The organism is Candidatus Methylacidithermus pantelleriae (assembly GCF_905250085.1).
In the GTDB taxonomy this organism is placed as follows: domain Bacteria; phylum Verrucomicrobiota; class Verrucomicrobiia; order Methylacidiphilales; family Methylacidiphilaceae; genus Methylacidithermus; species Methylacidithermus pantelleriae.
In genome coordinates, this window is the sequence record NZ_CAJNOB010000023.1 from 44,901 (window position 1) to 65,994 (window position 21,094).

The following is a 21,094-nucleotide window of genomic DNA, read 5'->3' on the forward strand; positions in this document are numbered from 1 at the left end:
TATCGCCAGAATGTGGGCATGAGGACAAAGAAAGAACCCAGGTGTTTGCCATCTGCCCCTGGGAGGAGAAGGCTCATTACAGTCCATGGAACGATCCAGCCGTCCGGGACTTCTCCTGGGATGCCGCCAACCGGTAGCGCAAGCCAGAGTAACGAACGAGTGCTTCATTATGATACACGGCTCGAGCCAGAGCTCGCTTTTGGCCGAGGATGACGGCAAGCTGGCGGGCTCTGGTAAGCGCTGTGTAGAGAAGACTACGGTGAAGAAGGACATATTGTTCCATCGCCAGGGGAATGACGACGCACGGAAACTCTGAGCCTTGCGATTTGTGGATCGTAATCGCGTAGGCTAGGGCAAGCTCATCGAGCTCCCGCGCATCATACTCAACCATCCGCTCGTCGAATGCGACCCAAAGGCGTCCTTCTGCGGGTTTCACCGTAACAATTTCCCCAATATCCCCGTTAAAAACTTGCTTTTGATAGTCGTTTTCAATCTGAAGGACCTTATCTCCTGGACGAAATCGCCACCCGAATCGCTCGATCATGGGTGTGGCCCTGCCGTTGAGCCGTTCCTGCAGCCGAAGGTTAAGCTCCCGGATCCCAAGAACACCCCGGTTCATGGGGGCGAGGACTTGGATATCGCGGATGGGATGAAATCCAAATCGAGCAGGGATTCGCTCTGCCACAAGTTCGATCACCAGTTCTGCAATCTCTTGGGGATCTTCCCTTGGAATAAAGTAAAAGTCACGCGTCGTCTCCGGTTCGGACGAATATGGGGGAAGCCTCCCGTGCAAGATGGCATGGGCAGCTCGGACAATGTGACTTCCTTGGGATTGGCGAAGCACTTCCGTGAGTTCTGCTACGGGAACAACTCCGCTTCTAAGGGTTTCATCAAGGACAGCTCCCGGCCCAACAGCCGGAAGCTGGTTGGGATCACCAACGAGGATCAAGGAAGCGGTCTCGCGAAGAGCTTGGAGGACCCAATGGAACAAGGGTAGATCAAGCATGGAAGCTTCGTCCACAATGAGAACATCGCAAAGGAGGCGAGAAATCCGGTTCGAAGGTTGATCCTCCTCTCCTGGCCGAATTTCCAATAGTCGATGAATCGTTTTTGCAGAAAATCCGGTAGCCTCGGCGAGACGCTTGGCAGCTCTACCTGTTGGAGCACAACACTCAACCCGCATGCCTTGTGCCTGAAAAATTTCCAAAAGAGCTCGCACTAAGGTGGTTTTTCCTACGCCGGGTCCTCCACTGAGAATGACAAAACGATGAGTCAAAGCCTGGGCCAGGGCACGCTCTTGCGAGGCGGTGAGCGTGAGCTGGCTTCTTTGTTTCCAGGCTTCTATGGCCTGGGAAAGCTCGATTGGTCGGTCGAGAAACTGCTCGCGCAACCGCCGGCCCAATTGGGCGGCAACACCCGACTCCATCCGGTCCAACCAGGGCAGGTAGACAAGCTTCCCACACGGGAACGATCCTGCGGTTAGGACCTTCTTTTCCACGCACTTTTCAAGACAGGCTTCTAGAGTCTTTTCCGACAGGTCCGTAAGCAGAGAAGACTCCTCGAGGAGTTTTTCCCACGGCAGGGCTGTATGCCCGTCCTGTGTCGCAGCTTGCCACAGAAGATATTCCATGGCAGCCCGCATCCGTTGATCAGAATCTTCCGGAATGCCAAAGTTGCGCGCAAGGGAGTCGGCCATGGTAAATCCGATTCCAGGAACTTCCCGTGCGAGCTGGTACGGGTCATCTTGAATTCTCCTTGCGGTATCGGGCCCGTACTTTGCGTAGATGCGCGCCGCTCGTCCTCCACCAATACCCAGGCTATGAAGGAAAAGAAGGGTTCTTTGGGTTGCTTTCTCTCGCTGCCATGCCTGGCAGATTTGCTCGCGGCGTTTCGGGCCGATGCCCTCCACCTCCTCTAGTCGGTGGGGAGAAGTTTCAATGATGGCCGGCAGGTCTATTCCGAATTTTTCCACCAGTTTTTGAGCATGTACAGGGCCGATGCTGGGAATGTGGCCACTGGCCAGATACCGTTGAAGCCCCTCAGAACTAAAGGCAGGCAGAACCTTTAACTCATTTGCCTGAAATTGAAGCCCGAAGCGAGGGTGCCGGAACCAGTGACCCCAAGCCTCAATTTCCTGTCCCACTCTGGGTGCGATGGTTTGGCCCACCAAGGTTGCCAGTGAGGTTTTTTCGGACGATATCCTGACCTTGAGGACGGTAAAGCCCGTGTGCTTATGAAAAGCGACGATCCGCTCGATCCGCCCAGTCAACCTCTGGAAGGAGCGCAAAAGTTCCTGCTCCATGCCTTTAGCCCTAAGTGTGAACCCAATAGCCCCATCTTGACAAGAGAGGCCCGCACGGCTCATGAGCTCGAGCGGCAGCCAGCCTGGGTTCTCCCCTGATTCGTTCCGTTGGCAGGTCCTTGGGAGTGGGAGGATCCTGCATGAAACTCGCAAGCAAAGGGAGGGGAGAGGAATTGGATATCAAAACTTTTTGCGGGAAGGGGCAAGGTATGGCTTATTTTCTCATAGCACGGCATGAGTGCGTCAGATAAACGCAACTCGAAAGGGGGTGACCGACCATGGCGGGTTATGCGTTTATCTTCCTCGTGGTTATTGCCGTGGTGCCTTGGATCTATGTCCTATCCACGATCCTTGAAAAATCCAGGGCGACACGATAGGCCACGGGAAAGGGTAAATCCGTAGGGGTTCTCCGGAGGGAGTTTTCGAGACTAACTAGGGGCTACGACCCCACCGGGTCGTCCCGTAAAGGCTCCGGTTGGCCCTCTCCCCCCGGAGAACCCTCTTTTTTTTCTTCTTTTTTCTTGCGTTTTCGTTTCACCCGGGATAGGCAGTTACACTTCGGAGGTCACCCTATGGAATACGCATTCGCCGTGTTTGTAATCCTCTTGTGCCCGTTAATCTATCTTACGGCCAAGGTGTTCGAGCGCCCGCAGTAAGAAAGACCCGAAGGGTTTGGCTTGCGGGTCGTTAGGGCCAACCGGAATGCCGCGCTGGTGGCCGGAAGGGCTGCCTGCGATGGATTGAAGGGGATCTTCAGGAGGATCGATCGCGAGCTGGGGGTGCCATGGATCGCGTCCGAGACAGGTGAACCTGCCTTCGAGGGGCGGTCGGGCACCCCCGCATTTTTTGGAGGCCCGGCGGAGGCGTGTCTTTGCCTGGAGGGATGGGAGTGGAGCCGGTTGACCTTGGGCTGCGGGAATGCTAAAGGGGAGCGACTATGACAAGAGGTTCCGAGGGAGCTCCCCAGACGTTCGAAGAGGCCATGGCACGTATCGAGGTTCTGGTGCGGGAAATGGAAACAGGTTCCGTTGCTTTGGAGGAACTCATCCAAAAATACGAGGAAGGAATGCGGCTTCTCAAATTTTGCCGTGACAAGCTCGCTCAAGCGGAACAAAAAATTGAGATCTTAACCCGTTCCGTCGAGGAAGGAGGACGGGGAGCGGGATCGCCGGAAGGGTAAGAGAATAAGACAAAGGCCTGGACCAGGGTGTTGGGGTGACGTTGGGCTCGTGGAAGCGAAAACGAAGAGCGAGGGAGAACCATGGGGAGGATTTTGGATACGATTAACGGGCCTTCCGATGTCAAAAAGCTAAGCTTGGAAGAGCTTAAGATCCTTGCAGAAGAGATCCGGCAGGAGCTCATCACCGTACTTTCAAAAAATGGGGGTCATCTTGGGCCCAATTTGGGTGTCGTAGAGCTAACCCTGGCGTTGCATTACGTCTTTGAGACCCCGAGAGACAAATTTGTCTTCGATGTCAGTCACCAGGCCTATGTCCACAAGCTCTTGACAGGTCGGCGTGAGCGATTTTCGACGATCCGTCAACCCGGAGGGCTCAGCGGGTTTATGTGCCGGGCGGAAAGCCCGCACGATTGCTACGGAGCAGGACACGCTGGGACGGCGCTTTCAGCGGCTTTGGGAATGGCGGTGGGCAGGGATCGGCTGGGGGAGCCTGAGCATGTGGTTGCCCTTTGCGGGGATGCGGCCTTCACGTGTGGGATTACCTATGAGGCACTCAATAATGTTGCAGGGCAAGTCCGGCGCTTGATCGTCATTTTAAACGACAATGAATGGTCGATTGATCGCAATGTGGGAGCGATTGCGGCCTATTTTAACCGGATTGCGACCAACGAGAAGTACGCTGCGCTCCGGGAGCAGGCTCAGCGATTCCTCGAAAAACTTGCGGGCAAAGGAGCCGTCCGGGTGGCGCGAAAGGCCGAGGAAGCGGTCAAGGGAATGCTTTGGCCCAGTGTCCTTTTTGAAGAGTTTGGCTTCACGTACTATGGCCCCCTGGATGGCCACAACATTGCTGCCCTTGTTTCGACGCTAGAATTTCTCAAAAAGCAGGAGACGCCCGTACTGCTGCATGTCCTTACTCAAAAAGGAAGAGGTTTTCCACCGGCACTGGAAAAGCAAAAGAAATTTCATGGCTTGGGTCCTTATGATCCGGTGACCGGTGCCACGCCGGCTTCTTCCAAGCCAACTTTTTCGGAAGTCTTTGCCGACACCCTGATCAAGCTTGCGGAAAAGGACCGTCGCGTGATCGCCATTACGGCTGCCATGCCCAACGGGACCTGTCTGGACCGGTTTCAGCCCCGCTTTCCGGATCGTTACTTCGACGTGGGTATAGCCGAGGAACATGCGGTCATTTTCGCGGCTGGTTTGGCGACCAAGGGGTTCAAACCGTTTTGCGCGATCTATTCAACCTTTCTGCAGCGCGCGTTTGATCCCGTCATCCACGATGTGTGCCTTCAAAATCTTCCCGTGGTTTTCTGTTTGGATCGGGGAGGTCTTTCCGGCGACGATGGTCCTACCCACCACGGTCTTTTTGATGTGGCCTATCTGCGGGGCATCCCCAATATGGTGCTATTGCACCCGAAAGACGAAGATGAGCTAGCGGACATGCTTTGCACGGCTCTTCATCATCCGGGTCCCATTGCGATTCGCTATCCGCGAGGTACAGGTCCAGGGGTTCCTGTCAAGGACGTTCCGGAGCCGATCCCGATCGGCAAGGCCCAGGTACTGCGTGAAGGCACCACGGTGGCCATTTTTACCCTGGGAATCATGGCGACGCTCGGAGAATCATTGGCGGATGCTTTAGAGTCTTTGGGCATTTCGACGGCGTTGATCAACGCTCGATCGGCTAAGCCTTTGGACCAAAACACCTTGGAATCGTTTGCGCAAGTGTGTGACGTACTGGTAACGATCGAGGATCATGTGTTGGCGGGAGGTTTTGGGAGTGCCGTCCTCGAGGCATTGAATGACCGTGGTCTTCGTGTACCTGTGGTTCGGGTGGGTTGGCCTGATTGCTTTATTGAACATGGTAAGGTGGATGGCCTGCGGGCAAAATATGGTCTTACCCGGGATCAGGTGCTCCAACGCGTGCTGGCGGCGCTGAGACGTCCTTGCGCCCTTGTCTCTGCTTGACACAGTGATGGGATCCCAAACGCGCTCCCGTGGGCCTGTCGCTATGGTGAAAGTAGTTCTTGCTTACTCCGGCGGTTTGGACACTTCGGTCATCCTCCAGTGGATCCGGGAAACCTACCGTGCCGAGGTAATCGCTTTCTATGCGGACATAGGACAGGGAGAAGACGTGGCGCAGATCCAAAAGAAGGCTCGCGCAACGGGAGCGTCCAAGGTGTATGTCGAGGATCTTCAGGAAGAGTTTGTGCGTGACTTCGTGTACCCGATGTTTCGCGCAAGCAGCGTGTATGAGGGGCAGTACCTTCTGGGAACCAGCATCGCGCGACCGTTGATTGCCAAACGGCAGGTCGAAATTGCGCGTGTCGAAGGAGCCCACGCGCTAGCCCATGGGGCGACGGGCAAGGGAAATGACCAGGTCAGGTTTGAGCTGGCTTACGCAGCTTTGGCTCCGGAGTTGGCCGTGATCGCTCCGTGGAGGGAGTGGCATTTTAAGGGACGGCGGGATCTTTTGGCTTATGCCGAGGCCCATGGGATTCCAGTCGAGGCAAGTCCACAAAGACCCTATTCGGTCGATCGGAATCTCCTGCATATTAGCTACGAAAGTGGGGTGTTGGAGGACCCTTGGAGGGAGCCGCCGAAAGATCTTTTCCAATGGACGACCGATCCAGAGAACGCACCCAACGAGCCGGACGTGGTGGAACTGGAGTTCGAACGGGGAGATTGTGTCGGTATTAACGGGGAGAGATTCTCACCGTGCGAGGTGCTGCGAAGATTAAACCAGCTAGGAGCCAAACACGGCATTGGCCGCGTGGACATGGTAGAAAACCGCTTCGTTGGGATGAAGTCTCGTGGGGTGTATGAAACTCCTGGGGGAACTATCCTTTACGTGGCGCATCGGCAGATCGAAAGTTTGACCCTCGATCGAGAGGTAATGCATTTGCGTGATCAACTGGCTCCCAAGTATGCGGAGCTTGTCTACTATGGGTTCTGGTTTTCGCCTGAACGCGAATTCCTTCAGTCTGCCATCGACGAGAGCCAGCAGAGGGTCACAGGAACGGTGCGTCTCAAACTCTACAAGGGGAACGTTACCGTTTTGGGCCGCAAAAGCCCTTACTCTCTCTATGATGCTTCCCTGGCCACCATGGAGGAGGATGATGGGTCCTATCAGCAGAGGGATGCAGCCGGTTTTATTCGAATCCAAGCCTTGCGATTACGTACCGAAGCTCGAATGCGCGAGCGCAAAAGCGGGTCCCAAAAAGAAGCTCGGGAGGATTAGTTGAGAGCGAATGTCCTTTTCACGTTTCGGGCGAAAAGATTTGGGTGCTTTTGCCTATGTGACCGCCATTTTTCACCAGTATGAGCTCTCCGATACAAGAGAGGCTGGTTGGCTCGCTTACGAGGAGTTTTGGTCGCCAAAAGCTTCTGCTAAGGTAAGAGCGTGTAAGGCTTTCGTTCGTTTTTTCCTTAACACAAGCCCTGCAAAGTCTTCCACATTTCGTCCTGGAGAGTTTCGGCATGGGGTTTTGTTTTAAGACGAGCCCTGCAAAGGGCAAAAAGCCGGTTTTTGAGCAAAGCTCTTCCCGAGGGTAGGCTTTGCTCAACGAATAGACCTTGCCGTCTTGAGAGAGGCTTTAGCTACGGAGCGCTTGGCAGGCGTTGAGAAAAGAGGCTTTTCCAAGGCTAGGCACTGCTCATCGAGAGGAGAACGCGGTCGACGCTGACAGGTACCAGGGTGCCGATCGTAAAGAGATGGACCCGGAGGGCGTCGACCTTAAGCTTCGGCCCACTCCATTCCTCGCAGGGCCAGGCGTCGCAGCGCTTCGACTAGGATGTACGTCAGAGCCGATAAGCACAGGCGAAGCTGGTTGCTGGCCATTTGCGTAGTGGAGAGCCCCGGTCGGCTAAACGGTAAAGTTGTTCTTCGATCCGATTTTCCCTGTCTCCACGAGCACAAGGGAGCTCTTCATAAGGGTCCTGGGCGGGGAACCGGCCGGGGGTTCGGCGTAGCCCCCAACCGAGCCTAAGCGCTGCCCTGCCACCGGGCGGCAGCGGGTCCGGGTGCAGGTCCGAAGAGGTCCATAGTCGCTAAACAGCTGGAAAACAAAGGACCCAGAAGGGTGTGGGCGTTCATGCAGAAGCATCCTCGGAAGGGACAAAGACAGGGGCGGGGTGAAGAAGAGTCTAGAACCTCCCTGACGTGCTTGGCGGCTCCGGAAGACGTTGCTGAGGCAAGGGAAGGCGGGCTGGAAAATCTCCTATGGGCATCATCATAGGTCAAGGTGGGCTCAAAGGCGAATGCGGGAAATCCACTTGCTCCATTGGACCGAGCACGGAGTGAAAACGGCCGGCAGGGAGAAAACCGAGTCACTGCCACACCGAGGCGAGCGGCCTCCGATATGGAGGTCCCACCTCGCACACCGCCACCGCTGGATTCTACAAGTCCATTTCTTCCGCCCGGATCAGGGAATCCACCAAATCCTGCTGTGCTGCCCATTGAAGCAAATCCATTGGCAAAAAGCATCGGTGTCGCCCGGTGAGCCATCACAGATGGGTCTACGAGACCTGCTTCGACCAGTTTGAACCAGAAAAGAAAAGTGCGGCGAGCTCCCAACTCCTCTTCGTCAGATCGATCGTTTTCGGTATCATTTTTGGTTCATGAGTCAACGAACCGCTTTTGGCCAGCCCGTCCAGGTCGGCTTCGGGATCAATGTTTGAGTCGGGTCGCTCGATCCTAGAAACTTAGCAAACTTGCTTTCCAAAAGCATGGGCTTTCTAGCGAACGTTGGATCATTGGATTTGTGGGAGTATCTGCGCTGCCTTACAAAACGATGAGCTTTTTGTTGAAAGTGTCTCCTGGTCTCTCTCTGTTGTGTGCGTGTCTCTCTCTGTGTGTGAGCGCGCGCTGCTCACATTCTCTCCTCTTGGGTCGGGTTGAGACTGTGAGAGGGACATGCCGGTCGATGTCTTTGGATACCGTCACTTCCTTATTGAGGCAGATGATATTCAAAGAGCCGTCACGTTTTACCAGGACGTTTTTGGTTTACATCTTTTACTGGCACTTGAGCGGAGAGCGTTCTTTTGGTTGGAGAAAGACAAACTGATAGAGTTTTGTTCCATAGTTCCCGAGAAATACGGCTTAGCTCGGGGAGCTGGATTCCCTTGTCTTTCTTTTGACCCCTTCGGAAACCGGATCCAGGTGGTTACAGTAGAGGAAGCGCGACTTGCTCTTTGGATTGTGCCCTAGCTACTTTCGGGCTATCGAGACGGCGCGATCTCAGAAGAGTAAATGGGTTATTCTTTCCTTTCAGATTCGAAAATCTCACAAATTTCCGTACAAGTTTCGCCAGGATAAGTTCGCTCTTATTTCCCTTGGCAGCTAAGCGGACTCTGCCGTGTCCATCATCCTGCTCGAAGGTTGTCCGGGAGCCGAACGCAGGAACGCTTGCGCAATCGGTTGCATAGAGCGGGCAGGGGAAACGGGCGATACGGAGAGATCTCGGACGGGCTGCCATACAAAAGGGCAGCTATGACTCTTTTAGCTCGGTTGGTGCAACTCTTGGACTCTGGGCCAGCTGTGAGAACGCGCCGGCCAAGCATGGATTACGACAGGGTAACCTAGTTCTAACGGAAGCTCTGGAAAACTTCTTGTAGGTAGGATTCTATGCCTGTTGGCCAAGGTTTCGTTCCAGGAGGATCGCTTCCAGGAATGTCTTTTGATGCCACAACTTCAGGTGTGCCCGGATGGTACGCTCCCGAGGGTGGCGGCTCTTTTTCTCTAGAAAAATCCCAAGGATCATCCTCCCACAAGGCGATTTGCCGAGGAGCCCATGGCCCGTACAAGGTGCTTAAAGGCTTCTCCTCGCTCTTCAAAATTGCGAAATGGTGGGGCGCTCGGCGCGGCGGGAGAAAACAGGCAACTTTTTCCCTTGGGCGTGTGCCGGAAGGCCTCTTCCACTGCTTCTTCCAGAGTCTGGACTACGAGAATGTTTCCTGGGAAGGGTGGATCGATCAAAGAAAGAACCTTAGCCAGGCGTAGTCCGCTGGGAGGAAGAAGGAGGAGTGTTGAAACGGAAGAACGGGCAAGCTTTCTCGCGAAATCCTCATAAGGGATTCCCCGATCCTGGCCGCCGAGGATGAGAGTGGCAGTGTCTCTGATAGCTTCTAGCGCAGCCAAGGTTGCCTGGGGGACCGTGGAAATAGCGTCATCGTAGTAGGTAATCCCATCAAAAACCCCGACCCGTTCCAAACGGTGAGGAAGACCTTGAAAGTCCTGGATCGTTGCAAAAATGGCGGAAGTTTCAATTCCGAGTAGCTGGGCCGCTCTTGCGGCAGCGATGATGTTAAGGCGATTGTGGCGGCCTTGGAGGAAGGGGCTTTCGGGAAGGCTCCTTCCGTCCGGTAGATCAAAAGGAATGGGTTGAGAGGAAAGGGGGAAACGTGTCAGGGCTTCTTGGATACCCGCGTCGCTACCGTGATAAATGAGGTAGTCACCGGGCTTTTGAAAAAGCGCGATCCGGGCCTTGGCTTTCTGGTATTCTTGGAAGCCCCCGTGGTAATCGAGGTGTTCCGGAAACAGGTTAAGCCAGACAGCAACATGGGGTGAGGCTCGCATGAACTCCAGCTGGTAGGAGGATAATTCGCAAACGACAAAGGTTTCAATAGATAGAGTCTCGAATCCTTCCAAGGGTGGGGTGCCAAAGTTTCCCACGACTCGGGCCGATCGACCCGACCGGAGAATCATCTGATATAAAAGGGCGGCTGTTGTGCTTTTTCCCTTAGTTCCGGTAACACCAACGACAGGTCCCGGGGAGAACCGAAGAAGGAGTTCACATTGGGAGAGAATCTTCCCGCAAGCCTCATGGGAAAGTCCAAACTTTCGGACGCAAACACCTGGGCTTTTCACTACCCAGTCAAAACGATCCAGTTGTTCTACGGCTTCTGGTTCGGGAAGCCACTGGGCTCGAGAAAAAAGGGTCCGTCTGGCATCGTCTGGTTCGACCCGGTCGGTAACGACAAGCGAGACGTCCTTCCAGCCGGAGGCAAGTTGCAAAAAGCTGGTTCCTTCCCGCCCAAGCCCCCAAACCAAAATGGTTGTGCCGCAAAAAAACTCCTCCAATGCCTCTTTGCCCGCCGAGGATGACTGCATGATTCCCTTTTGGCGAAGTTTGAGGGTGGATAGCAAACCAATCTTTTCCCTTACTTTTTATGGAAGCCCAAAAAGTAGTGCCAGGCCCGTTTGCAAACCCCTTTTCCTAAAAAAGCCGTTGTCATTCACGATAGGACGGAAAACTAAGAGCCAGGACGCCGACCCTGGCCCAATCTGGGGAATTCCCTAACCTGCTCTTGTCGATCCCTACCTCACGCCACGCTCCGCTGGCCAGGCGGAAATCCGCGTCGCGTACCCAAGGGTGGATCGGTCAAAGAAATAAAGTGGTAAAACCGCGACGATGTCCTATGGACGGAATAGAGCAAGAAAAGAGAGGAGTCTTTAAAGCTCGATAACCTTTGGCTAGCTTAAGGGAGAGGCCTCATCAAGGTCAACTCGCTCGACCTCCTATCCATGCAGGGACTTCTGACAGCTCCTCGTTAGCCGTGCTGGACAAGGTAGCCTCAATAGGGGAGCGGACACTCTCTTTCGTTTGGTAAAAAATCCTAGTTATCCCTTGTCACGAAAAGCGCAGCCTTTTGGGCAAAGAAATGGAGACAATTAAGTTCAGAATACACGCTAGCTAGTTCTGTCAAACTAAGCATTTAAAGGGAGTCGCAGTTCCTCTAGTGCTTCCTCAAAAGAGGGAGTTCTTAGCTTTAGATTGGCCTCAAAATCTTTTGGCAACCAGTGCACAGGATGCCACGAGGAGAGGAGAACGGCAATCTTTTCAGGACAAAAAAGAGTTTCCCTATGATCCTCGGCGAAGCGTCGAACAAGTAAAGGAAGATGCGCTGGGTTGGCGCTCCGGTGGATGCATGCTGAAAGTGCTGCCCTGGTTTCTTCCTTGGTTCCGACGCATTCAAAGGGGCTGGCAAGATCGGACAATGTTAGGGAATCGATCACTTTTGCGAGGGAGACATCATTCAACGGATCACACCCAAGAAAAGCTCGGCACGTTGGTTGTGGCAAGAATGCGGAGAGCATAATATGCACAAAGAGGCATTTCGGGCATTGTCCACACCAAGTTTCGTCGGGCGTGCGGGCGTTACAGCTGCGAAAAATCTCGCCTACTTTCGAAGGTAGATGGCTAAACTGATGGGTAATTTGGAGCTCATTCCATGGGCGCAAAAGGCTAAAGTAGGTGATATGCGGGGAAAGCCATTGAGCAAGGTACTGCCGGAAATCTTGCTCAAAGGTGCTGCTTTTGGAATACTGGTGGTTGACTTCGGTGCCTGGCACCGTGCTGCAATCCGCGCTTGCTTCGTGGGACACGATGACGTGAGACAGACCAAAAAGGGCTGCAACCCAGACCGATGCAAAGGCAAGAACCGCCGAGAAGGGAATATGCCCGTTCAGCCACCCTTTCGCGTTGAGTTCTACAAGTAAAGGATCCAGAGTCCGGTGAGCCACGAAAACGCGTTCCTTAGGAAAACCGAAGTATTCGGCTATCTTCCACTGCCGTTTGCCCGGGTTAAGAAAGAATAGATAGATGGGTTCCTGCCGGCTTTGCAGGAGATGTAATGTTACCAGGGAATCTTTTCCTCCTCCCACGGGGACGAGGATTCCGGCTGACCTACGAGAACCTTCCCACGGAAGCAAAGCGAGATCCCTGGGTTTCTCACAAACGAACTGGACCCACTCTTCTTCTCCCACTGCAAGGCCATTACGGTAGGAAAACTCAGAAAGACCTCGGTGGAAAAGCTTTCTCCACCACAAGGCTTGAGCTATAGAGAGCTCTCCCGCAATAACATGGATCCAAGGAGGACAAGCTCCCTTCCAATAGCTAATCATTTCAACCAAACCCAGGTGGAAGGCGAAATTCCTTACCCAAGGGAGATGGTGGACAGAGCTTCCACCAGGGGGTTTGGGTAAACGCCAGAGCGTTCGAAATGGGGGGAGTGGGGGGATCCGGAAGGAGAATTGGACCTTCAGTTCGTTTTGGCTCTCCTCAAATTCCACGGATTCATAATGCATCTGGGGGAATCGTTTTCTTAAGCGTGCAAAGCGCTCTAACGGGGAGGAGGGATAGGTCTCGGTTACCATAGATGCGAGGGGAGAGTGAATATCACAATAGAGCGATTTTGGTTCCTTAGGCCTGCTCGTAATCTTCCACTCTCTTTCTTCCTAGGAGCTAGCCTCTCTTTCAAGTGAGCCTGGTCGCCACTCAATGTCTTGCAAAGGACCGACCAAGGGCTCCAGAGCGGGTCTCCCATGGGTCATTGCCGTGGCCGGCGGTCGGACTCGTTTCATTAGAGGCCGGGTAAGGCAAAAAGGCAATGGCTTTTGGAGATCGATCGGCTCTGCCTTTTTCCTAGGGGAAGGGACCTTTCTTCTCCCATGGGCATCTCTTGGGCAACCGAAAAGCCTGGCTTTGGGAGAGGAAAAACTTTTGGTTGTCGGCTCGTTGGAAGGAAGCAATGGCTCTAAGCTTTTAGGGAAATACTCGAGGAAAAGATCGAAGCTTTCTTCAAGGAGGGAAACTCGCTCGCATCGAGCACAAGCCAAAGCCGGCCATCTCTTAACCGCTAGCTTGGGCCCGAACCCCTGCTTTGGCTCAGGCGGATGGAAGTCACAGGTCAATAGACATGAGGAGCACGTCGCGGGAAAAAGTTTCCAGGGCCGCGCCAACGTTGTTCCCCGCAACCCCGAAAATCACTTGCTTCGACCTAAAGGACTAGGCTTTCGAGACGCCTACCGATCGTACCGCTTGATCCGCTTCTTCCAGCGCTTGCCGTGACCCAATGTCAAACCATAGGCCGGGTAACTCCCACACGTACACCGGAACTTTGGGAAACAGCCATTGGATGAATCGCCCAGGCTGGTCGCGGTTGTCGGTTTGGCAAAGGTAGTCTTTGAGCCATTGCGGAAGTTCCGGTGGGAAGTAGTAGAGGCCGACAGCCACGCGTGTGTCTTGGGGTGAGTCCGGCTTTTCCTCAAAGAAAACGATTCGACCCTCCCGATCGGTTCGAAGGTGGTTGTACAAGCGTACCGATGCAAGCTCTGGGACGCGGTAAACCGCCACTACGGGCGCCCGGCGGTCTCTGCCGAGTTGAACCATCGGTGAAAGAGAGGAGCGAAAAAGGTTATCTCCTGCCACGACGAGAATCTCATCCTGGTTCCATCCTCTGTCTGTGAGGGCAAACCAGAGGTCTCCTATGGCACCCCTCCGAGTGGCGTCGGACGTCGTCCCGTCGTTAAGGATATGGAGAGCAAAAGGCAAAGAAGCCTGAGTTTTCCACGTTGCTGCCCACTGGAGAAAGGAGGGGTAAAATTTGGCATTACTCACCACACAAGCTTCCTCAATCCCGTCCGTGGCCACTAGCGAGTCTAGGATGTATTCCAGGATCGGCCGGCCACCCACAGGAAGCAGGGCTTTTGGGCAGCAATCAGTAAGGGGTGCCAAACGGGTACCGTAGCCTGCGGCAAGAATAATAGCTTTCATGTCCCAGGAATGGATGGGGAAAGGCCGCCAGCTTCCCACTGGTTCTCCTCCTCCAAAAGGTGCGGGAAATACAACTGGGCCAGTTCGCGGAGCCGTTCCAAGACGTCCCCGCTCGTGGGGCACTGGGTTAGTTCATCGACATGCTTGCGCAGCTCCCCATAGTGGACGTGCCGGATGGCATCCTTAATCCAAGGAACGAAAACGGATCCCATGGAAAGCTCGTCTACGCCAAGCGCGACAAGAGCCAGAGCCGAAAACAGGTCAGCTGCCATTTCACCGCACACTCCCACCCAGATATGGAAACGGTGCGCTTCTTCCACTACCCGGTGGAGGAGGCGTAAGACGGAGGGATGGGTAGGTTGATAGAGTGCACTGACTTTTCCGTTCAAACGGTCCACCGCGAGGGTGTACTGCACAAGGTCGTTGGTGCCAACGCTAAAAAAATCGACTTCTCGGGCAAAAAGGTCAGCCAAAAGGGCCACGGAAGGGACCTCCACCATGACGCCGCACTCTATCTGTTCCGGCACTGGCACCCCTTCCTCGCAAAGTTGCTGGCGGCATTGCCAGAAGAGCTCTTTGGCCAAGCGCAGCTCCTCAAGCGTAGTCACCATAGGAAACATGACCCGCACGTTGCCTTCGGTACCCGCTCGCCAAATTGCGCGGAGCTGTGTTTGGAAGAGGTTCCGGCAATCCAGTGAGAGCCGGATTCCGCGCCATCCCAGGAATGGATTGGCTTCCCGGACCGGATTGGGCAACAAAGGACCGAGTTTATCCGCCCCGAGGTCCAAGGTTCGAATGATGACCCCGTGGGGTTTGACTGCCTGCGCGATTTCTCGATACGCAGCGCATTGTTCCTCTTCGCTGGGAGGCGTGGCTCGGTTGAGGAAAAGAAATTCCGTACGTAAAAGCCCAATCCCCTCAGCTCCATTAGCACGAACCAGCGGAATATCATCCGGAAGTTCGACATTGGCCGATACAGTGATATGACGGCCGTCCCTTGTTACAGCAGTAAGATCTCGGCTCAGGTTGAGCCTTGCCTCCAAGTGGTTGCGGCGCATTTGCCGCTCGAGAAGACGTCGTTTGGTCGATTCGGAGGGCCGGATTACGACCCACCCTTCGACTCCATCCACCAGAATTTCTACCTGGTCGTTGAGGTGTTTCAGGAGCCCTCCCAGGCCGACGACGGCGGGAATGTTCAGGGATCGAGCCAGTATGGCCGCATGGGACGTGCGTGTACCTTCTTCGGTGATGAGTCCCAAAAGGGCTCGTCGATCCAGAGCTACAACGTCCGAGAGGTAGAGCGATCGTGCTGCCAGGATGCTGGGTTCCTCCAGCTGCCACCGGGCGAGGCTGGGGTTGCCTTGGCAATGAGCCAGAACTCGCCGGGCCACGTCGCGAATGTCACTGGCTCGTTCTCGGAAATAATCCTCGTTTAAAGCAAGAAGGTGTTGGGAAAACTCTTCGGTGATCTCGTGGTAGACATATTCAACATTGTAAAGCTTTTCTTCCAACCGAGCCTTCAGCGCCTCGAGAATCGCTGGGTCTTCCAGGACCATGAGGTGAACGTCAAGAACTGACGCTGCACCCTGCGACTCATTTTCGGCGAGCTTGGCTTTCGCTTCCAAAAGCTCTCGACGAGTTTCCAGAAGGGCAGCTTGCAGGCGTTCGAGTTCTCCGCGGATCTCCTCCGGCCGAATTTTCCACCGGGGGACCTTGACACGGCCTTCCTGCAAGAGAACCGCCGGACCAATGGCAAGCCCAGGAGAAGCCGGGATTCCCCGCAACACCATTTCTGCCGTGGTGCCTTGCGAAACGTTATCCACTTCCATCGTTTTGCCCTGCGCGATTTTGATAAGACGCTCCGTGGCTTCGAAGCGTCTTCGGAAGACTTCGTGGGTCTGTCTTCCCCATTGGCATTCGCGAAACCCCTCGTTCCGCGGGTGACCCCGGGTCCCTGGTCCGCCCTCTCCCCACCCCAGGGATTTTCACGCGTTTCCGGCTTGTCCGCCGGCCGGTCCCCAATCGCTATCCCTCATCATTCGTCTTGGAACTTGCTGGTGACGAGTTTTTCCAAAGCCTCGATGGCTTCCCGAGCGTCGGGTCCGACCGCAGTAACTTTAATCCTCGACCCGTAACCGGCTGCCAGAAGCATGAGTCCCATAATACTCTTTCCGTTCACTTCCTCGCCATCCTTCTCTACCCGGATCTCGCTTCCGTAGCGAGTTGCGGTTTTAACGAAAAGAGCCGCCGGACGCGCATGAAGCCCCAGACGGTTCTGGATCACCATCTCTCGGGTTACCACAGGCAAAGACCCGGCACTGCGTTTCGTATAATTCGAACCCACGACTGACATAAACTAGCGGTTAGCGCCCGCGTCGCCTCATGAGAGACTTGAGACGTTCGTTAAACTCCATCGCGGCATGATACCCCATGGCGCGAAGCTTCTGGTCCAGCGCTGCCACCTCAACCAGCGTAGCAAGATTGCGGCCCGGACGCACGGGTATCGTAACATGAGGCACCCGGATTTTCAAGATTTCGCAGTGCCCCTGATCCAACCCGATCCGATCCATTTCGAATCCCTCGCTCCATTCTTTCAGAGTGACGACCAGATCCAATCGTTTTTCCAACCGAATTCCTCTTACGCCATAGACGCTGGCCACATTGATAATACCAATTCCACGGACCTCCATATGAAAGCGCGTTTGCTCCGGGGCCGTGGCGACGAGCTCCCTTCCCTCCACACAACGAATCAAGGTTGCGTCGTCAGACACAAGGGTATGCCCTCGCTCTACCAAGGAAAGCACGCATTCACTTTTTCCGACTCCGCTCGATCCTTTGATGAGCACGCCAACCCCTTGGATGTCCACCATGCTTCCCTGTTCCAAGATTTGCGGCGCAAAATCCATCTCCAAGCAAATGGTAATGGCGTTAATCAGTCTCATGGTCTGCAGCGGCGACCGGAAAACGGCAATGGAATGCTTTTCTGCCTCCTCCAGAACGATGGGGGGAGCTGCTAGACTTCGTGCCAAAATCAAGCAGGGGATTTCCTTTTCAAAAAGCGCGCTTAAACGTTTCCGGCTTTCCTCGGGAGGCAACCCGTGAATGTAGGAATTTTCGGCCTTGCCAATGACCTGAACCCGGTGACGCGCGAAGTATTTAAAGTAACCCGCAAGGGCAAGCCCGGGACGGTTTACGGAACCCTCGCGGATTGTACGAGAAAGACCAGCTTTTCCCGCTAATAAGGAAAGATGAAGCTGCCGCCCGTGGTGCTCGTAGAACTGTCCGACGGTCACTTCAGGGACACGCCGGTAGGTTGGATGGGAAGCCGCAGGCATCAGAGGAAATTCACACGCTGTTTGTTCGCTTTCTTGCCTTTGGTAAAACGTAGTCCCACCAAGCGGGACTTCCACGCGATTTAGGGGTTGGGGGGGAACGCAAAAAAGAGAGGTCCTTCTTTGTGTTTGCATTGGGTTTACCCTTCTCCCAGCGGGACAATGCCTCCTGTAAGCCTCGTGCCTTGTCGAGCGTTTCCTTATATTCGGCCAGGGATTCGGAGTCAATCGTAATCCCGCTTCCAACCTGCAGCCACAGGTGGGTTCCATCCCACACCAAAATACGGATGCCCATGGTGAAGACCATCTCGCCCTGAAAACCGATCATCCCAAACGCCCCCGTATAGATGCCGCGGGGCGCTTGTTCGAGCTCTCGGATAATCTCCATTGCTCTCTTTTTGGGGGCACCTGTTACGGACCCACCGGGAAAACAGGCGCGCAAAATGTCGCCCACGCTAGTGCCCGGCCGCAGTTGCCCTTCGACAGTCGAAACTAGGTGGTGAACGAAGGCAAAGGACTCCAGCTCCGCTACTTTGGGTGCCCGGACAGTTCCCCATTGGCAGATGACTCCCAGATCGTTTCGTTCCAGATCTGTAATCATGATGAGCTCGGCGAGCTCTTTGGAATGGCTCGCCAGTTCTTCGGCGAGTCTTTGATCTTCTTCGGGGGTTTGTCCTCGAGGCCGGGTACCTTTAATCGGACGTGTGACGATGGAGGATCCCTCTACCCGAAGAAAAAGCTCCGGAGAGGCCGACAGGAGCACAAGCTTCGGTGTTTCAAAGAACGCGGCTCCGGGGGCAGGGTCACCAGCCAGAAGTTCCTCGAACAGCTCGTACGGGTTGCCGGAAAAGGGCGCGTGCATGCGGTGGGAAAGATTGACTTGGTAAATATCTCCAGATCGGATGTACTCGTGGGCCTGCTCCACCATCGTGATCCATCGCTTTGGAGAGATCTCAAGCTCCCACGAACCCGCCCGTCGGTCTTTGTGGTGGTGGCTGGCTTTTCGTTCTTGCCACCGGCAGGAACTCCCCGGGCACGGGACGCGACGAAGTTCTGGATAAATCCCAAACCAGAATTCCCCCTCGTAAGTAATGTAACCGACGGCGCCGCCCGAAAACAAAGGAGCTTCCTTCGGACCGACCGGCTCATAGCGCGCCAGAACGGCCCCGATCTCGTCCCAGTTTTCCCGCGTTCCGGCGAGGATTTCGACGGCACCTTCCCCCTCGAGAAACATCCCTGTGGCGTCCCAGGAGCGGAAAAGGACATAGTCGGTCATGGTCGGAACGAGGCAACCGCTTGGATCGGTTCTACGGGCGGCTCCGGTCCCACGACGGCCACACAAAGACGCCGATCCGAGGCTAGGTATCGACAGACATTCTGGACGGCTTCCGGGCCAACGGCCTCGATCGCTTTTTCATATTCCGCGGGGGTCCAAACCGATCCGTATCCCACCAGACTTTCTCCGACCCACAGCATCTGGTTGATCGTGCTCTCTAAGCCCAGGTACAGTTGCCCGATCACATATTCCTTGGCACGACGCAGCTCCGCTGAGCTCGGTGATTTCCGGCCTAGGGAAGCCACCACGCGTAAAATAAGTTGGAGAGCTTCTAGCGCCCGGTCCGTCTCGACCCCCGCCAGAATCGTAAGCGCACCCGTATCGGCAAAGTGGCAGGTACCGGAAGAGATGGAATAAGCAAGCCCGTGTTCCTCCCGGAGGATTTGGAAAAGCCGCGAGCTCATGTTTTCTCCCAGGATGACACTGGCGAGTTTGACGGCCAATCTCCGGGGATCGTGCCGGGAAACCCCGCGAAGCCCTATCGCTAGGTGGGTTTGTTCGACGGGCTTGGTAAGGCAAGCAACACCCGGCTTGGAGCGGCGGTCGCGAAAGACCGGATAGCTGCGCCGAACGGGCTTTCTGCGGGAAGAGGCTCGTTTGAGCACGAAGTCCACAACTTTCCCCGGATCGATGTTGCCGGCCACGACGACGTACAACCTTCCCTGGGCGTAGTACTTTTTCCAATGGGCCACCAGGTCTTTTCTCCCTATCTGGGCCACTGTCTCCGGGAAGCCCGTAATGGGTCGGCCCAGGGGGTGGTCTGGCCATAGCAGGGAGTTAAGCAGTTCCTGGGCCCGCTGGGCGGGTTGATCCTCGTACATCTTGATTTCTTCAAGGATGACCCCTCGCTCTTTTTCGATTTCGTCGGCCGGAAACGTGGGATTGTCCACCATGTCAAAAAGGACATCGAGCAATAGTTCCGCATGTTTTGCGCCGGCCGCTGCGTAGCAGCACGTCATCTCTTCCCCGGTAAATCCGTCGAGGTAGCCTCCGACACCTTCGATTTCCCGGGAAATCTGCCTGGCGGTTCGCTTTCGGGTCCCTTTAAAAAGCAGGTGTTCCACGAAGTGGGAAATCCCCGAAAGGGTTGCCCTCTCGTGGCGACTACCCACGGCAAGCCATAAACCGGCGCACACGCTTTCCACGTGAGGCATGGTGGCCAGGGCAACGTGGAGGCATCCATTGCAAGCGACGGTCTTGTAGTTCACCGGCCAAGCTTCCTCGAAACGAGGGGGCCTGTCAACGGGTCGACGCGTCTTTTGCAGCCCAAGCCGGCAATCTGCGGAGGGAGTCACCGGGGACCACGGTGTCTTCACAAAGAAAAAAGAACCTATTTACTAAGGAAGAGAAATTACCCTGTAAGAAATCTAAGGGCATTTTGTCTTTCTCTTATTTCGCTTTCTTCCGTTTTTCAGCTTTTTTCCTCGGCGCCTATGGGGCCCATACCAGCCAAGACCCGCGGTATCCCAAAAAAGCTGCGAAGAGGAAAAAAGGCTCTTGGAAAAAAGGCTCTTTTCGAGCTTTGGCGGTCCTGCCACCACCTAAGTACGGTCTGCCTCTTAGGCCACCGGCTTTTAGCCTGCCGAAAGGTCTTACGAGTCCCTGGTGGAGTTGCCCGTTCGATTTTCTCCCCGGAATCGGGCTCCCGGTGTTCTTGCGTCTTATCCTGGCGGGCCTTGGTGGCTAACGGGCCGGCGGCCCGTTGTTAAGGGGATTGTAAGAGTTAAGAGGATTGCTTAAGACAAGCGTGGCAGCGCTAGAAAAACACTTTTTCGATGTCTTTCCACAACCTCACGGGGAAAAGAGAAGGCCACAGGCAGGGCCCGCAGTAGCCCCGTCCCATGGCCATCGTAAACGGCTTGGCGTCCGCCGCCGGCAACACCCTTTGCCGGCTGTTGCCGAAGGCAAGTCGGCTTCCTAGTGGGCCGAAGCCTTCTGCGCGGACTCGGCTTCGTCCTCCTCGCGCGAACTTCCGGCCTGGAACTCTTTGGTGAGGCTCTGGGCTAGGTTATCCAGAGCTTTGAGTTGTTCAGGCGAAGGTGGGCGGAGGCGTTTGAGAAAGACAAAGTCCCCGCTGGCCATGACCACAAACTGGTCGCCAGGCTTAAGCCCCCGTTCCTTCCGGATGTGATCGGGTATTACGATTTGTCCCTTTGAGGATAGCTGTGTGGTCCCAATGACTCTCATGGCAGGCCTTCTTACTCGATGTAGTATTATTTTTTCCCCTTCTTCTGCTTTCCCGCTTACCGCATCGACGGCGAGCGCAATGCAGTTTGCATGCCAAACATGCCTTTTTCGCCTACATTTTGCATAATTGTAACAACGAGGCAAGGAGAATTTTCTTAGTCGCTTTTTTTCTTTAAGGATTTGGCTAAGTAAGAAGAAGGGTTC

14 protein-coding genes are annotated in these 21,094 nt (G+C 54.9%); 4 read left to right on the forward strand and 10 right to left on the reverse strand.

What is annotated here, in order from left to right:
- Window positions 1-76: 76 nt before the first annotated feature.
- Window positions 77-2,302 carry an SF1B family DNA helicase RecD2 gene (gene recD2, locus KK925_RS06340; RefSeq protein ID WP_174582062.1) on the reverse strand — a complete coding sequence of 742 codons (2,226 nt, stop codon included), beginning with the start codon at window positions 2,300-2,302 and terminating at the stop codon, window positions 77-79.
- Window positions 2,303-3,239: 937 nt separating this feature from the next.
- On the opposite strand from recD2, the gene xseB reads away from it, so the two are divergent.
- The 4 genes from xseB to KK925_RS06360 all read left to right on the forward strand — a co-directional run bounded on the left by xseB (window position 3,240) and on the right by KK925_RS06360 (window position 8,688).
- On the forward strand, window positions 3,240-3,482 hold the full coding sequence (gene xseB, locus KK925_RS06345; protein WP_174582063.1) for an exodeoxyribonuclease VII small subunit: 243 nt from the start codon (window positions 3,240-3,242) through the stop codon (window positions 3,480-3,482).
- A gap of 81 nt (window positions 3,483-3,563) precedes the next feature.
- Window positions 3,564-5,447: a 1-deoxy-D-xylulose-5-phosphate synthase gene (gene dxs / locus KK925_RS06350; RefSeq protein ID WP_174582064.1), complete on the forward strand. Its 1,884-nt coding sequence runs from the start codon at window positions 3,564-3,566 to the stop codon at window positions 5,445-5,447.
- 46 nt (window positions 5,448-5,493) lie between these two features.
- Window positions 5,494-6,720 (forward strand): argininosuccinate synthase, encoded by a 1,227-nt coding sequence (locus tag KK925_RS06355; RefSeq protein ID WP_174582151.1) that lies wholly within the window; start codon window positions 5,494-5,496, stop codon window positions 6,718-6,720.
- Window positions 6,721-8,394: 1,674 nt separating this feature from the next.
- Window positions 8,395-8,688: a VOC family protein gene (locus tag KK925_RS06360; protein WP_174582065.1), complete on the forward strand. Its 294-nt coding sequence runs from the start codon at window positions 8,395-8,397 to the stop codon at window positions 8,686-8,688.
- A gap of 549 nt (window positions 8,689-9,237) precedes the next feature.
- Here KK925_RS06360 and murD read toward each other — a convergent pair.
- From murD to KK925_RS06405, 9 genes are all read right to left on the reverse strand, one after another.
- Entirely contained in the window at window positions 9,238-10,590 is a 1,353-nt protein-coding gene (gene murD, locus KK925_RS06365; protein WP_174582066.1) for a UDP-N-acetylmuramoyl-L-alanine--D-glutamate ligase, read from the reverse strand.
- A gap of 597 nt (window positions 10,591-11,187) precedes the next feature.
- Window positions 11,188-12,636 (reverse strand): adenine nucleotide alpha hydrolase family protein, encoded by a 1,449-nt coding sequence (locus KK925_RS06370; protein ID WP_214096354.1) that lies wholly within the window; start codon window positions 12,634-12,636, stop codon window positions 11,188-11,190.
- A gap of 631 nt (window positions 12,637-13,267) precedes the next feature.
- Entirely contained in the window at window positions 13,268-14,035 is a 768-nt protein-coding gene (locus KK925_RS06375; protein WP_214096355.1) for a nucleotidyltransferase family protein, read from the reverse strand.
- Window positions 14,032-15,864 carry a phosphoenolpyruvate--protein phosphotransferase gene (ptsP, locus tag KK925_RS06380; protein ID WP_174582068.1) on the reverse strand — a complete coding sequence of 611 codons (1,833 nt, stop codon included), beginning with the start codon at window positions 15,862-15,864 and terminating at the stop codon, window positions 14,032-14,034. Before ptsP ends, KK925_RS06375 begins: the two co-directional genes overlap by 4 nt.
- 206 nt (window positions 15,865-16,070) lie before the next feature.
- Window positions 16,071-16,388, reverse strand: a complete 318-nt coding sequence (locus tag KK925_RS06385) for an HPr family phosphocarrier protein (protein WP_174582069.1) — start codon at window positions 16,386-16,388, stop codon at window positions 16,071-16,073.
- A 10-nt stretch (window positions 16,389-16,398) separates the two neighbouring features.
- A complete protein-coding gene (gene hprK, locus KK925_RS06390) occupies window positions 16,399-17,370 on the reverse strand; it encodes an HPr(Ser) kinase/phosphatase (protein ID WP_174582070.1) in 972 nt (323 codons plus the stop codon).
- A gap of 10 nt (window positions 17,371-17,380) precedes the next feature.
- Window positions 17,381-18,643, reverse strand: a complete 1,263-nt coding sequence (locus KK925_RS06395) for an anthranilate synthase component I family protein (protein WP_174582071.1) — start codon at window positions 18,641-18,643, stop codon at window positions 17,381-17,383.
- A complete protein-coding gene (locus tag KK925_RS06400; RefSeq protein WP_174582072.1) occupies window positions 18,640-19,911 on the reverse strand; it encodes a M16 family metallopeptidase in 1,272 nt (423 codons plus the stop codon). The genes KK925_RS06395 and KK925_RS06400 overlap by 4 nt, the downstream gene beginning before the upstream one ends.
- Window positions 19,912-20,620: 709 nt before the next feature.
- On the reverse strand, window positions 20,621-20,890 hold the full coding sequence (locus KK925_RS06405; protein WP_174582073.1) for an AbrB/MazE/SpoVT family DNA-binding domain-containing protein: 270 nt from the start codon (window positions 20,888-20,890) through the stop codon (window positions 20,621-20,623).
- Window positions 20,891-21,094 lie beyond the last annotated feature (204 nt).